Raw genomic sequence first — 13876 nt, forward strand, 5'->3', positions numbered from 1 at the left:
CCGCCTGGGGTCTCGTTCACGACACCCGGAACCAGACCTCCCCGGCGGCCGACCGCATTCCGTTCTCAAGGAGCACCCGCATGAGCCTCACCGTCCTGATCACCGGCGCCGGATCCGGATTCGGCGCGCTGACCGCCCGCGCCCTGGCCGACGCCGGGCACACCGTGTACGCGGCGATGCGCGACACCACCACCCGCAACGCCGACCGTGTCACCGCCGCCAAGGCCTACGCCGCCGAGCACGGGGTCGACCTCCGTACCGTCGAACTCGACGTCCTCTCCCAGGAGTCGGCCGACGCCGCCATCGAGACGGTCCTGTCCGAGGCCGGCCGCCTGGACGTGCTCATCCACAACGCCGGGCACATGGTGACCGGCCCCACCGAGGCCTTCACCCCCGACGAACTCGTCGCGGTCTACGACACCAACGTGCTGGGCACCCAGCGCGTCAACCGGGCCGCCCTGCCGCACCTGCGCAAGCAGCGCCGCGGCCTGGTGCTGTGGGTCGGCTCCACCTCCACCCGGGGCGGCACCCCGCCCTACCTGGCGCCGTACTTCGCCGCCAAGGCCGCCATGGACTCCCTGGCCGTCTCCTACGCCGCCGAGCTGGCCCGCTTCAACATCGAGACGACCATCGTGGTGCCCGGCTCCTTCACCTCCGGCACCAACCACTTCGCCACCGGCGGCCACCCCGGCGACCAGACCGTCGTCCCCGACTACGAGGCCCAGTACGCCGGACTGATGGAGCAGGTCTCCCAGCGCCTGGCCGCCCTCGCCCCGCCCGACGCCGACGTGTCGCAGGTCGCCGACGCCATCGTCGAGGTCGTCGACACCGAGCACGGCAAGCGGCCCTTCCGCGTCCACATCGACCCGGCCGACGACGGCTCCGAGACCGTCAGCGCCGTCGCCGACCACATCCGCGCCGAGTTCCTCACCCGCATCGGCCTGGAGGACCTGCTGCACCCGCACGACTGACCGCCCGGGCGTGCGGGCGGCCCGGTGCCATGTCCTACGGTCAGCCGATCGGCTCGGGCATGGGGACCACGTCGTAGGAGAGCCGGATGCTGTCCCCGGTGACCGGGTCGCCCAGTTCCACTCGCCAGCCGTCGGCGAACTGGTCCACGCCCTCGGCCATGGGGATGGTCCCCGAGATGAGGACCGTGCCCGGCACCAGGTCGCCCCGGGAGCGCAGTACGTCCGCCCAGTAGGCGGGAGTGAGCAACTCGGCCAGCGTGCCGTGCTGGATCTCGCTCTCCTCGCCGTCGTGGCTGACCCAGGCCCGCAGGGTCAGCTCGTCGAGCCGCTGCTCGACGTCGGCCAGGCGCCAGGCGCGGCGGGCGAGCACATCCGGGCCGGCGTTCTTGCTCCAGGCCACGCCGTGCACTTCCAGATCGCGGTCGGTGTGGTCACAGGCCGCGGTGAGCAGCAGCTCCCCGTCCGCTGCCACGACCAGGGCCCACTCGGCCTCACCGGACGTGCGGGCGTGCTGGGCGGCCACGCGGTCGGTCTGCTGGGCCAGGTAGGGCGAGACGGAGTAGAGCGCGGGCGTCACGGCGGGGGCGGGGACTCCGAGCTCGGCGAGTTCCGCGACATGCGCGGCGACGTCGTCCTGGCTGCGCCCGGCGTAGCCGGCGTTGAGTACCCGCTGGACGTCGACGTCGCGGGTGGAACCGTCGGGCAGCTCGAAGGTCAGCACGGCCACAGGATCTCCTCGGGGGGCGTTTCGAAGCGGTTAACTTCCGGCGCAGGGGTTGCGCATACGACCTGTATACAAGAAGTATGCCGAAAGGTCGATGTCCCCTCGACGCAAGGATTCGGACGTATGCAGCACACCCCGCAGGGCGATCAGGCGGTTCTCCCCGACCGTTCCGGCATGCGCCGGGCCTTCTTCGCCAGCCTCACCGGAACCGCTCTGGAGTGGTACGACTTCGCCGTCTACTCCGCCGCCGCGGCACTGGTCTTCGGTGACCTTTTCTTCCCCTCCGAAGACCCTCTGACCGGCACACTCCTGGCGTTCTCCACGTATGCCGTCGGCTATGTGTCCCGCCCGCTCGGCGGCTTCGTCTTCGGCCGTCTCGGCGATGTGATCGGCCGCAAGAAGGTCCTCATCGCCACCCTGGTCCTCATCGGCGTGGCCACGTTCCTCATCGGCCTGCTGCCCGCCTACGACACCGCCGGCGTCGCCGCACCGATCGCGCTGGTCGTGCTGCGCTTCGCGCAGGGCGTCGGGGTCGGCGGCGAGTGGGGCGGGGCGGTCCTGCTGTCGAGCGAGTTCGGCGACCCGCGCCGCCGCGGCTTCTACGCCTCTGCGGCGCAGGTCGGTCCGCCGGCCGGAAACCTCCTCGCCAACGGTGTGCTGGCGGCCCTCGGCGTCCTGCTCACCGAGGACCAGTTCCTGTCCTGGGGCTGGCGGGTGGCGTTCGTGCTGTCCGGAGTACTGGTCGGCTTCGGCCTGTGGATCCGGGCCAAGCTGGAGGAGACACCGGTCTTCAAGGCCATGGAGGCCGAGCAGTCCCGCCCCGAGGCGCCGATCCGCGAGGTGTTCACCACCCAGCCCCGCGCCCTGCTCGCCGCGATCCTCAGCCGGGTAGCGCCCGACGTGCTGTATGCGATGTTCACCGTCTTCGTGCTCACCTACGCGACCGACAGGCTGGACATGTCGCGCGGCTCCGCGCTGACGGCCGTCCTGGTCGGCTCCTCGCTGCAGGTGTTCCTCATCCCGCTGGCGGGCGCCCTCTCCGACCGCGTCAACCGGCGTCTGCTGTACGGCTGTTCCGCCGTCGCCGCCGGGGTGTGGCCCTTCCTGTTCTTCCTTCTGGTCGACGGCGGCAGCCGGCTCCTGCTGATGGCCGGCGTCGTCGTGGGCCTGGCCATCCACTCGTTCATGTACGGTCCGCAGGCGGCCTTCGTCGCCGAGCAGTTCTCGCCCCGGCTGCGCTACACCGGCTCCTCGCTGGCCTACACCCTCGCCGGCCTCATCGGCGGCGCGGTCGCTCCGCTGCTGTTCACCGCGCTGCTGAGCTCCTACGACAGCTGGATCCCGCTGGCGCTGTACATCGCCGTGGCGGCGGTCGTCACCGTCGGCGGGCTCTGCCTGGGCCGCGACTCCGCCCCTGCCATGGAGGAGGACGCCCGACTCGCCGCCTCCCGGCGGGCCGAACCGGCCCATGTGGTGTGACGGGCCTCCCGTCGCCCCTCCCTCGCTTCCCTCCCGACGACGAAAGGCGGTATGCCCCGTGCGCATCGCGTTGAGCCAGCTGACCACCGGCGCCGACCCCGAGAAGAACCTCCGCCTCATCGAGGAGTGGACGTCACGTGCAGCGGAAGCGGGCGCGAGCGTCGTCGTGTTCCCGGAGGCGTCCATGGCCTGCTTCGGCACCGACCTCACAGCCGTCGCCGAACCCCTGGACGGCCCGTGGGCCACCGCGGTGCGCGAGATCGCCGAGGCGGCGCACATCGTGGTGGTGGCCGGCATGTTCACCCCGGCCGCCGACGGTCGGGTGACCAACACCCTGCTGGCGACGGGGCCGGGCGTCGAGGCGTCGTACGACAAGATCCACCTTTACGACGCCTTCGGGTATGCCGAGTCCCAGACGGTCGCCCCGGGTGAGCGGATCGTCACGATCGACGTGGACGGCGTACGCCTCGGGCTGGCCACCTGCTACGACGTGCGCTTCCCCGAGCTGTTCCGCGCCCACGCCGACGCGGGAGCGGTGGCGACCCTGCTGGCCGCCTCCTGGGGGGCCGGCCCGGGCAAGGCCGACCAGTGGGAGCTGCTGGTGCGGGCCCGGGCGCTGGACGCGACGGTGTGGATCGCCGCCGTCGGCCAGGCCGACCCGGCCGCCTCGGGAATGGTCGCCCGGGGCACGGCACCCACCGGCATCGGACACAGCGCGCTCGTCGGCCCCGACGGCACCCTGCGCCACCGCCTCGACGCGGAACCCGAACTCCTCGTGGCCGACGTGGACATCGACGAGGTCGCCGCGGTCCGGGAGAAGATCCCGGTGCTCGCCAACCGCCGGCTGGGGGTATAGCCGTGTCCAAGCCGGAACTGGAATTCCACCTGCCCGCCGGGCCCTGGACGGCGCCGCAAGGCGCCGCGCCCGGGGTGGCCGAGCGGGTACTGGCCGAGGACGCGCGCAAGGAGCGCCGTACCGTCCTCGTGCGCTGGGATCCGGGCACCGACAGCTCCGCCCAGGGCGTGGCACGGCACGCGTTCTGGGAGGAGGTGTACATCCTCGACGGCGCCCTGCATGATCTGACCCTCGACGAGACGTTCGCCCGGGGCACCTACGCGTGCCGACCGCCGGGCATGCCGCACGGCCCGTGGACCGCGCCCGAAGGCGTCACCATGCTGGTGATCACCTACCCGGACTGACCCACGGGGCACGTGTTCAACCGGCGAGCAGCACCTTCAGCGTGGAATCCAGATGGTTGTCGATCGCCAGGCACGCGGCCGCCGCGTCACCGGCGGCGAGCGCGTCCACGATCGCCCGGTGCTCGTCGAGCACCCCTTCCTGGCGCCCCTGCTGGTTGTACAGCGCGACCACACCGGCCCGGACCTGACGGCTGCGCAACCCGTCGTAGTGCCGCTCCAGCAGCGTGTTCCCCACGGCCGACACCAGGGTCGCGTGGAAGAGGTGGTCCACCGCGATGAACTCCTTGGCCTGGTCGGGCCCGTCCAAGCCGGCCTGACGGTCCAGCAGCTCGGTGAGCTGCCGCAGCGGAGCCCGTCCCGTGGCGATGACCCGCTCGGCCGCGTACCGCTCGACGATCCCGCGCAGCTCCATCAGCTCGGAGATCTGCCGACCGGACAACGGCGCCACCCGCGCCCCGCGCTTGGGCACCAACTCGACCAGATCCTCGGCCGCTAGCAGCAGCAGCGCCTCCCGGATCGGGGTGCGCGAGACTCCGATCCGGTCGGCGAGGTCCTGCTCGGAGAGGAACTCCCCCTGCATCGCCGGATCCGTCAGCACCGTGTCCTTGAGGTACGCGTACGCCTTCTCCCGACCGGACGCCACCACTACCCCCAACCGTCGCATACACCTTGTATACGGAAGCTACCACGAGGGCCGGGACCGGGCGGGCCTCCGAACAAAGCCTCGTCCCGGCTCCCGGCGGGAACGGGGCTCTACCTCACCGCTGGGGCCGGGAGTCTGTGGCCGGGAGGTGGATCATCGGCCGGCGGCCGGGGGTCGTGTCGGCGTCCGCTACGAGAACCCGGGTGATCGCCCGCAGGGCGTGGCCGAGGGTCGCGCCGAGCGGCGGACCGGTCGGCTCGTGGGGCTGGAGGGCCCAGTGCTCGACCGCGACGCGCAGCGCGGTGTTCATCATGCCCGCTTCCAGACGGACGGCGAGGTCGTCCGCGGAGCGATCGGTGCCCTCGGCGATCAATCCGGCGCGGACCGTGTCGACGCACGGTCCGCCGCGGCGTTCGCCACGATGAGTCGCGCACTCCCGGCTCCCCGCCCCAAGGCCCCTGGCAGCAACGTCCCGTTGACAGGGCACATCGGGACTCACACAATCATCACCATGACCGGACACTGGTTCGACCCGACGGGGCCGTCGCGCGTCCCGGATCGGACCGGATGCGAGCGCTCAGGCCGCTGACCGGACTGCCGCCGAGCCGTGTGCTCGCCGCGCGCCGCAGCCCAGGCCATGCCGGTCATCTTCCTTCCCCACGCTCCGGACGACTCCCGGCACACGTCCGCACTGCATCACGAACTCCTTCGTACACGGCCCGCGAGAGCACCCGCCTTGAAGCCAACTGTCGTCTGCCACCTGCAGAACACGTACGAGGAGATGGATGCGATGACTGTCGTGAACGCCGGGCCGCAGCCCACACTGCGCGAGGCCCGTGTACCAGAAGGCGGGATGTACGAGGGCGTCCGCGTGCTGCGCCGGCTGCCCGAGGGGTGGGAAGAGCGCCCGTACGAGCATTTCGAGCTCGTGCCGCAGGGATGCACGATCGGGGCCGAGATACGGGGCATCAGTCTCGCGCGGCCGTTGGGGGACGCGCTGCGCGAGGAGTTGAACCGCGCGCTGCTGGAGTGGAAGGTGCTCTTCTTCCGCGGCCAGCGGCTGAGCTCCGCGCAGCAGCGTGACTTCGCCCGGCACTGGGGCGAGTTGGAGACGAACCCGCTGCTCGCCCAGGGGTCCAGCGAGGACGTCGTGCGCTTCGACAAGGGCGACAGAGCCATGCCCACCTTCGAGAACGTCTGGCACGCCGACGTGACCTTCCGGGAGCGGCCGGCGCTCGGCGCGGTGCTCCAGTTGCACGAGGTCCCGCCGTTCGGCGGGGACACCATGTGGGCGGACATGGCCGCCGCCTACGACAATCTGCCGCGGGAGGTGAAGGACCGTGTCGACGGGGCCACCGCCGTGCACGACTTCATCCCCGGCTTCGCCCGCTTCTATCCGCCCGAGCGGCTCATACCGCTCCAGTCCGCCTTTCCACCCATGGAGCATCCGGTGGTGCGCACCCACCCGGAGACGGGACGGCGGCTGCTCTTCGTCAACACCTCGTTCACCACCCGGATCACCGGCATGGAGCGCGAGGAGAGCGACCGGCTGTTGCGGTACCTCACGCAGCAGGCCCATGTGCCGGAGTACCAGGTGCGGTTCCGATGGCAGCCGGGCGACATCGCGTTCTGGGACAACCGGGCCACTCAGCACTACGCGGTGAACGACTACGGACCGCACCGACGGGTGGCGGAACGGGTCGCCATCGCCGGCGACCGCCCGTTCTGAGGAAAGGATCCGCGCGGCGCAACACCGGCCGCGCGGCTCACCGCTGTGCGAGAGGTCTGAGCGCCTGGATCAGAGGACGGACACGAGCAGCGACACGGCGGACTCCTGACGGCCGATACTCGCCCGGTCGAACGGACCGGACCAGCTCAGCCCGTACTGGTCGGAGCTGTTGCGGTCGTACTGGTGGGCGGAGCGGGCCTGGGTGAGGAGGTAGCCCCGGTAGGGACGGCCGGGCAGCAGGGCGTCGAGTTCGCCGAGGTTGCGGGCGAAGATGCCCTTGAACGCCGTGCCGTCGGACCCGCAGGTGCCACTCGCCTCGCAGGGCTCCGTCAGGATCCCCTTCGGCGACAGCAGGGGGCTGTCGACCACGGCGTCGGCGATCTTCCGTGCGTCCCTGAGCAGTCCGCGGTCGCCGGTGGCCTTGTACAGCTCGGCCAGTCCGCCGAGGACGACTCCCTGGTTGTACGTCCAGGTGGTGCCGCCGTTGTTGGCGCAGCCGCCGCCCTGTGTGTTCAGCCCGTCGTTGACCAGGTTGTCGCTGTTGATCATGCCGCTGTTCTTGAGCCACTTCCATGCGGTGAGCGCACGCTGCAGATGGACGGTGTCACCGGGGATCCGGTTGTGCAGGGCCGCCGCGAGCTTGATGTACAGCTCGACACTGATGGCGTTCTTGTAGGTCGCGGCCGGGATGTCCCACCAGACGCCGCCACCGCAGACGCCGTCCCAGTACTTGTACATGTACTCCTCGTCGAGCTTCGCGATCTTCAGGTACTCCTGATCGCGGGTCAGGTCGTACATGCTGGTCATGGCGAGTCCCCACCAGCCGGTGTCGTCCGTGGAGTCGGCGCGGAACTCGCCGCCGCCCTCCGGCCACCAGGGCAGGGGCTTGCGCTGTTGTTCGATGGTGTTCTCGATCTGCCGCAGATATCTCTTGGACCGGGTCTTCGCCGTGTAGTCGAGCAGCGCCTGGAGCGCGTTGCCGGACTGCCACCACGGTGCGCCCGGATCCCAGCGGCCGGTGTCCTCGTCGTAGAACTCCATCATCGCTTCGACGGCCGCGGTGGCCCTGTCGCGCGCGTTCACGGCCGCTCCCGGTGCGCTCGAGGTACTCGGCGTACTCGCCTGCGCGGGCAGCGCACCCGCCACCAGCACCAGAGCCGCACCGAGGGCGAACGCCCCCACCGCCGCCCGGGCTCTTCGCAACTGTGCCAACATCCCAGACGCTCCTGAGCAGTTAGGGGGACATCCTCGGATGCTGCTCAACTATGAGCGTGCGCGCCATGACATGACAAGAGTTGGTCAGTAACGAGCCTGCTTCCTGGGCGGGATGACCGAAGTCGGTCATCCGATTAGGCTCTCCCCGTGACTTCGAGCAAACGACACGCGCGGATCGTCGACGCCCTCCGTACGACCGGAGTGGCCTCCGTGCGCGAACTGGCGGAGCGCCTCCACGTCAGCGAGTCCACGATCCGCCGGGACTTGAAGCTCCTGGACCGCAACGGCGAGTTGATCCGTACCTACGGGGGCGCGGCGCTGTCCCTGCGCGCGCCGGCCGAGGAAGAGCCCTTCGGTATCTCGGCGTCCCACGACGGAACCATGAAGGACGCCATGGCCGAGCGCGCCGCGGCGCTCGTGCCGGACGAGAGCGTGGTCGTGCTGGACATCGGCACCAGCACCCAGCGGATCGCCCGCCGGTTCAGAGGCCGGCCCGTCACCGTCATCACCAGCAACCTGGCCGTGGTGGACGAACTGCGGGACGACGAGGCCGTCCGGCTGATCCTGCTGGGCGGAGTCCTGCGCCGCAACTACCAGTCCTTCGTCGGCTCGCTGACCGAGACGGCACTGCGCCAGGTCAGTGCCGACCTGGTGATGCTGAGCTGCACGGGCGTACGCACCAACGGGCACGTCGTGGACGACATGGCCGTCGAGGCGCCGATCAAACAGGCCATGATCGAGGCAGCCGACCGTGTCGTCCTCATCGCGTCCGAGGCGAAGTTCCCCGGCACGGGCTCACTGCGCATCTGCTCGCTCGCCGATGTGGACGTCCTGGTCACGACCGACGGCGCCGACCCGCACACCCTCGACCTCTGCCGGCACGCCGGGGGTGAGGTGATCGTCGCGTGACCGTCTGCAAGACGTACGGCCGAGTCACCCGTCGAACTCGGTGAGGTCGATGGCGTGAACGTGCAGCGGAAAGCCGTACACCGGGTGTTCGATCTCGCGCTCCAGCACCATCCCGAGCTTGCGGATGACGTTCTCGGAGGCCTCGTCACCGATCCGGACGACGCTGATGACCCGGTCGAGGCCACGGTCCTGGAGCGCGAACTCCAACGTGGCGTGGGCTGCTTCGGACGCGTATCCCTGGCCCCAGAACTGTGAGCCGAGCCGCCAGCTGATCGCCACTTCGGCCGCCAGTTCCGGCAGGGACTCGGGCACGGACAGGCCCGTGAAGCCGGCCAGCTCGCCCGAGGCCAGCAGCTCGACGGCGAAGAGACCGAAGCCCTCGTCGTCCCACTCCTCCTCCCACCGCTCGATGGCCTCCGCCGTGTACTCCAAGTCGCGCACCGAGCCGTCATCGATCCACCGCATCACCTGCGGGTCCGCGTTGATGTCCGCCATGGGCACGAGGTCGTCGTCGCGCCAGCGACGGAGGAGGAGGCGGGGCGTGCGAATCTCGATCATGGCGCCCATCCTGCCGAAGGCAACGGCCACATCGGTAATCCGCGCTCGTCGGCGTTGCGCCGACTGCCTGACCAGCCCCTCATTGCACCCAATTTAAGTGCCCTGAATTACAGTCAGTCGACCAGCGGGGGGGGGCGAGTCGCGCCGAAACCCTCCACAGCACCGGTCATTAGATGCACTGAATCGTTGACTAGACCGAACGGTACAGGTAACTTCACCAATCACCCGGGGGCACGTTCTGGAACGAACGACGAGGTTCGGAAAGAGGTACGCCCTGTGTTCAAAGAGTTTGTCGTGTCCGGCGACTCGCACATCATCGAGCCGACCGATCTTTTCAAGACCCGCCTGCCCAAGCCTCTTCGCGAACGGGCGCTCTGGGAAGAGGAGTTCACGCTCGAGGAGCCGATCGTGGAGGGCGGGCACACCGAGTTCAAGAAGCTGCACACCATCGGGTACGACGGCTGGACCATCTCCAAGTACCGTCAGTTCGGCGGGGAGACCCCGGACGGCGAGCCCGAGCACATCATCCGGGACATGAACCTCGACGGCGTCGACGCCTCGGTGATGTTCCCCAACCTGTCGCTGTTCGTCCTGTTCACCGACGACCACGAATTGTCGATGGCGCACGCACGCGTATGGAACGACTACATCGTCGAGCGGTTCCTCCCGTACAAGGACCGGCTGCGCCCGACAGCGGCGATCCCCGTGACGGACGTCCCCGAGGCCGTCGCCGAGATCGAGCGGTGCGCGCGCCTAGGGCTGGGTGCGATCCTGATCCCGGAGACCCCGCCCGTGCCGTACGCCTCCCGCCTGTACGACCCGGTGTGGGCGGCCGCTCAGGCGAACGGGATGCCGGTGTTCATCCACGTCGCCACGGGCGGGGTGAAGACCAAGGAAGACACGTCGGAGACGGCGATGACCGTCCGGAGCATGATGACGGCCGTCAGCATGGGCAAGGGCCAGTTGACCGACGACATGGTGTCGGGCCGGCTGCAGCAGTCCGCGGCCGGGTTCGCCAACCCGCAGCGCATCATCGCCGACCTGGTCGGCGGCGGTGTCTGCGAACGGTACCCGAACCTGCATTTCAACCTGATCGAGTTCAGCGCCGGCTGGCTGGTCTCCTACATGGGCTTCATGGACAAGTCCTTCCGGACCGGTATCGGCCAGGACCCCGACTGGTGGCTCGGCTTCTGGGACGACAACCGCTCGCCGAAGGAGCAGTCGGCCATGGGGCGGCTGTTCACCATCAACGACAAGTGGCCCTACCCCCTCAAGCCCAGCGAGTACATCCAGCGCCAGATCCACGTCCAGTTCGCGGACGACCCCACGGCCGTCAAGGCCCGCCACATCACCGGCGTGTCGACGATCATGTGGGGCAACGACTACCCCCACGCCGAGGGCACCTTCCGCAGCAGCGCCGACTGCATCGCGTACAACTTCGACGACACGGTGTCCGACGAGGACCGCGCCGCCATCCTGGGCGGCACGCTGGCCGACGTCGTGGGCTTCGACAAGAGCCAAGAAGCTGGCTCCGGTCTCCGAGGACGCCTGAGGCCCGACCGAGCCGCGGGCCGGGCCCGGAGCGAGATCGCTCCGGGCCCGGCATCCATCGCACAACGCATGGAACGGGAGTCACGTGAGAGCCAAGGCGGTCGAGGGATCCCCTGCGGCTGAGTCAGAGTCTGTGTCCGAGTCCGGTGGTGCACAGCCCGCTCCTCCTTCCGCCGAACCTGCCGGAACTGCCGATTCCGGCGGCGGATCCGATCTGCGGACCGCGGGTCTGAAGGCCTTGCGCGAGTAGTTGCCGGGCGTGTTCCCCGAGGGGGACGACATCGACCTCCGGGACGGTCGCCTCGGAGAGGAACTCGTCGAGATCGGCGTCACCAGTGTGTTCGGCGCGCTGTGGGCGCGCGACGGGCTCAGCCGCCGTGACCGCAGCCTGGTCACGCTGGGCATCCTCATCGCCCTCGGCGCGGAGAGCGAGCTGGCGACCCACGTCCGGATCGCGCTGACCAACGGCCTGACCGAGGACGAGCTCGCCGAGGTCATCTACCACGCCACGGGCTACGCCGGTTTCCCCCGGGCGGTGGCGGCCCGCACGGCCGCGCGCGAGACGTTGGGTCGGTAGTGCCGACCGGCGGCACGGCACGGGCCCGGACCACGTAGGGCCGGGAGACGACAGTGACGGCAAGGGAGACCACGGCAAGCGCGGTCACCGCAGTGCCGGGAGTGAGGTACTGGGCGACGCCGCCGGCGATCGCGGCACCGATGCCCTGCCAGGTCATCCGGCCGGCGGACTCGACGCCCTGGACCTGGCCGCGGACCGGATCGGGGGTCATCGCGAGAAGCTGCTCCTGCAGGGGCAGGGTGGCGGCGTATCCGGCACTGGCGACGAACACCGCGGCCGTCGCCACCAGCATGGGCGGACGGAGAGCGAACACCAGGTACGGGGCGGCGAGCAGCAACCGCAGGGCGAACGCGCAGCGGCGTCTCTGGTCGGCGGTGAGCAGTCGTCCGACGGTCAGGTCCCCGAGGAGCATGCCTGCCGATCCGGCGGCGAGGAGAGCGCCGGCGTGCCCCGGGGCGTAGGAGATGAACAGAGCCGCACAGCCGACGATCAGCCCGTTGGGCACCCACAGGTTCAGGAGCAGCGCCCGCCGGCCGGGGTGGGAGAAGAACGCGATGTTCGTCGTCCAGGTCTGACGCAGTCCGGGGCGACGGGTCGGACGGATCGAGTGCTCCCGAACGGTCGTCGCCACCACGACCGACCCGAGTCCGGTCAGGGCCGCGGCGACGAGGAAGACCTCGTGCGGGCCGAGGTGCCGCAGCAGCACGGCGCCGATGGCATAGCCGAGGATGGCCATGCCTCCCGAGGTGATGTTCATGAGCGAACGTGCCAGCGCATAGGTGGAGGTCGGTACGACCTCGGCGAGCAGTCCCATCCGCGTGCCCGTGCCAAGGGACTGGAAGAATCCCAGGACCAGGAGCAGACCGAACCGGGCGGCCAACGGCAGCCCCGGAATCGCCTGGGCGGCGACGCCCACCAGTGAGATCCCCTGGAGCGCGACGAGGGTCCGGCGAGGACGGCGTCCGTCCGCGACCGACATCAGCGTCAAGGCACCGAGCACCGTCGCGAAGGTGGCGCCGTACATGCTCACGGCCGTCAGGAACGGCGAACCGGTCTGGTGGTCGACCAGTGTGCCGAGCGCGAAACCCGACAAGGTGGTCGCGGCGACCGTCAGTGTGAAGCTGATGTACAGGCCTGCGAACTCGCTGGTGCGGAGCAGGACGCGGTAGCTGGAAGGGGGCGGCGCGGCGGGCGCTGATGTGTCGGAAGGCATGAAAAAAGCCTCCGCACGCACCGGTTGGGGGCGCCGAAGGCCAACGCACTCATTCTAACAGTCGAGACGGGTCCGAGTCGGACCGTGAGCGGAACGTGCGGCGGTAGGTGTCCGGGGGCACGCCCACGGTGCGGTTGAAGTGACGGCGCAGCGTGGTGGAGGTGCCCATGCCGGTGGCCGTCGCGATGGCGTCGACACCGTCGTCGGTGGTCTCCAGCAACTCCTGGGCGCGGCGGATCCGTTGGGTCAACAGCCACTGCAACGGGGTGGTGCCGGTGGCCGCCCTGAAGTGGCGGCCCAGGTTGCGTGAGCTCATCCGTGCCTGGCGTGCCAGGTCCTCCACGGTCAGCGGCTGGTCGAGGCGCTCCATCACCCAGGGGAACAGGGCGGCGAGCGGGCGGTCGTCCCGGGCGGGCACCGGGGTGGTGACGAACTGGGCCTGGCCGCCTGCCCGGTGCGGCGCCACGACCAGGCGGCGGGCGACGGCGTTGGCGGTCGCCGAACCGTGGTCGAGGCGGACGAGGTGCAGGCACAGGTCCAGCGCGGCGGCCTTGCCGGCGGAGGTGAGCACGCTGCCGTTGTCGGCGTAGAGCACGTCCGGGTCGACCTCCACCTCGGGGTAGCGGGCGGCCAGGGCATCGGTGTGCGCCCAGTGCGTGGTCGCGCGCCTCCCGTCCAGCAGGCCCGCGGCGGCCAGCACGAACGCGCCGGTGCACAGAGAGGCCACGCGCGCGCCCGCCGCGTGGGCCGCGCGCACCGCGTCGACCAGGTCGGCGGGCGGGTCCTCGTCGACGTCCGCCCAGCCGGGGACGATCACGGTGTCGGCGCGCCGGAGCCGGTCGAGCCCGGCGTCGGGCTCCAGCAGGAACCGGCCGACCCGCACGGCGTCCGCCCCGCAGAGGGCGACGTCGTACCAGGGGGCGGTCACGCCGGCCGGGGCGGCGCCGAACACCTCGTACGCCACGGACAGTTCGAAGTACAGCATTCCGTCGGTGACGGCCAGTGCGACTGTACCCATGTCCGGAATTGTATGGGGCGTGGCGTTCCAGACACTCACAGCGGACCGAACTCCCTCTGCCAGGATGTGCGCGGTAGATCATTTCGAGC

At 70.1% G+C, this 13876-nt stretch carries 15 protein-coding genes; 8 read left to right on the forward strand and 7 right to left on the reverse strand.

All coding sequences use genetic code 11. From position 1 onward, the window contains the following. Positions 1–80: 80 nt before the first annotated feature. Positions 81–971, forward strand: coding sequence for an SDR family oxidoreductase (locus AC5P09_RS14670; RefSeq protein ID WP_493874304.1), 891 nt, complete (start codon positions 81–83; stop codon positions 969–971). A 40-nt stretch (positions 972–1011) separates the two neighbouring features. Here AC5P09_RS14670 and AC5P09_RS14675 read toward each other — a convergent pair whose 3' ends face one another. Continuing rightward, positions 1012–1698, reverse strand: a complete 687-nt coding sequence (locus tag AC5P09_RS14675) for a DUF2848 domain-containing protein (protein WP_493874305.1) — start codon at positions 1696–1698, stop codon at positions 1012–1014. Positions 1699–1818: 120 nt separating this feature from the next. Between AC5P09_RS14675 and AC5P09_RS14680 the strand changes: the two genes are divergently transcribed. The 3 genes from AC5P09_RS14680 to AC5P09_RS14690 are packed head-to-tail and all read left to right on the forward strand — an operon-like array spanning position 1819 to position 4374. Then, positions 1819–3174, forward strand: coding sequence for an MFS transporter (locus tag AC5P09_RS14680; RefSeq protein ID WP_493874306.1), 1356 nt, complete (start codon positions 1819–1821; stop codon positions 3172–3174). 58 nt (positions 3175–3232) lie between these two features. Continuing rightward, on the forward strand, positions 3233–4030 hold the full coding sequence (locus AC5P09_RS14685) for a carbon-nitrogen hydrolase family protein (RefSeq protein WP_493874307.1): 798 nt from the start codon (positions 3233–3235) through the stop codon (positions 4028–4030). 2 nt (positions 4031–4032) lie between these two features. Continuing rightward, a complete protein-coding gene (locus AC5P09_RS14690; RefSeq protein WP_493874308.1) occupies positions 4033–4374 on the forward strand; it encodes a cupin domain-containing protein in 342 nt (113 codons plus the stop codon). 16 nt (positions 4375–4390) lie between these two features. Here AC5P09_RS14690 and AC5P09_RS14695 read toward each other — a convergent pair whose 3' ends face one another. Both AC5P09_RS14695 and AC5P09_RS14700 read right to left on the reverse strand, forming a co-directional pair. Then, positions 4391–5017 carry a GntR family transcriptional regulator gene (locus AC5P09_RS14695; protein ID WP_493874398.1) on the reverse strand — a complete coding sequence of 209 codons (627 nt, stop codon included), beginning with the start codon at positions 5015–5017 and terminating at the stop codon, positions 4391–4393. A gap of 115 nt (positions 5018–5132) precedes the next feature. Then, a complete protein-coding gene (locus AC5P09_RS14700; protein ID WP_493874309.1) occupies positions 5133–5390 on the reverse strand; it encodes a hypothetical protein in 258 nt (85 codons plus the stop codon). A gap of 417 nt (positions 5391–5807) precedes the next feature. Here AC5P09_RS14700 and AC5P09_RS14705 point away from each other — a divergent pair, with 417 nt between their 5' ends. Beyond that, positions 5808–6746, forward strand: a complete 939-nt coding sequence (locus AC5P09_RS14705) for a TauD/TfdA dioxygenase family protein (RefSeq protein WP_493874310.1) — start codon at positions 5808–5810, stop codon at positions 6744–6746. A 69-nt stretch (positions 6747–6815) separates the two neighbouring features. On the opposite strand, the gene AC5P09_RS14710 is transcribed toward AC5P09_RS14705, so the two are convergent. Further along, positions 6816–7961, reverse strand: a complete 1146-nt coding sequence (locus tag AC5P09_RS14710; protein WP_493874311.1) for a glycoside hydrolase family 76 protein — start codon at positions 7959–7961, stop codon at positions 6816–6818. 147 nt (positions 7962–8108) lie between these two features. Here AC5P09_RS14710 and AC5P09_RS14715 point away from each other — a divergent pair, with 147 nt between their 5' ends. Further along, on the forward strand, positions 8109–8870 hold the full coding sequence (locus AC5P09_RS14715; protein ID WP_493874312.1) for a DeoR/GlpR family DNA-binding transcription regulator: 762 nt from the start codon (positions 8109–8111) through the stop codon (positions 8868–8870). A 24-nt stretch (positions 8871–8894) separates the two neighbouring features. Here the strand turns inward: AC5P09_RS14715 and AC5P09_RS14720 are convergent, their stop codons facing one another. Further along, the gene (locus AC5P09_RS14720; RefSeq protein ID WP_493874313.1) at positions 8895–9428 is read right to left on the reverse strand and encodes a GNAT family N-acetyltransferase; all 534 of its coding nucleotides are present in this window, start codon (positions 9426–9428) and stop codon (positions 8895–8897) included. 276 nt (positions 9429–9704) lie between these two features. Here AC5P09_RS14720 and AC5P09_RS14725 point away from each other — a divergent pair, with 276 nt between their 5' ends. Both AC5P09_RS14725 and AC5P09_RS14730 read left to right on the forward strand, forming a co-directional pair. Continuing rightward, positions 9705–11102 (forward strand): amidohydrolase family protein, encoded by a 1398-nt coding sequence (locus tag AC5P09_RS14725; RefSeq protein WP_493874314.1) that lies wholly within the window; start codon positions 9705–9707, stop codon positions 11100–11102. 136 nt (positions 11103–11238) lie between these two features. Beyond that, the gene (locus tag AC5P09_RS14730; protein ID WP_493874315.1) at positions 11239–11556 is read left to right on the forward strand and encodes a carboxymuconolactone decarboxylase family protein; all 318 of its coding nucleotides are present in this window, start codon (positions 11239–11241) and stop codon (positions 11554–11556) included. Here the strand turns inward: AC5P09_RS14730 and AC5P09_RS14735 are convergent. Further along, positions 11474–12769 (reverse strand): MFS transporter, encoded by a 1296-nt coding sequence (locus tag AC5P09_RS14735; RefSeq protein WP_493874316.1) that lies wholly within the window; start codon positions 12767–12769, stop codon positions 11474–11476. The genes AC5P09_RS14730 and AC5P09_RS14735 overlap by 83 nt on opposite strands. Before the next feature lie 49 nt (positions 12770–12818). Further along, positions 12819–13787: a helix-turn-helix domain-containing protein gene (locus tag AC5P09_RS14740; protein WP_493874317.1), complete on the reverse strand. Its 969-nt coding sequence runs from the start codon at positions 13785–13787 to the stop codon at positions 12819–12821. Between the last annotated feature and the right edge of the window lie 89 nt (positions 13788–13876).

It is taken from the genome of Streptomyces sp. a15, assembly GCF_059026085.1.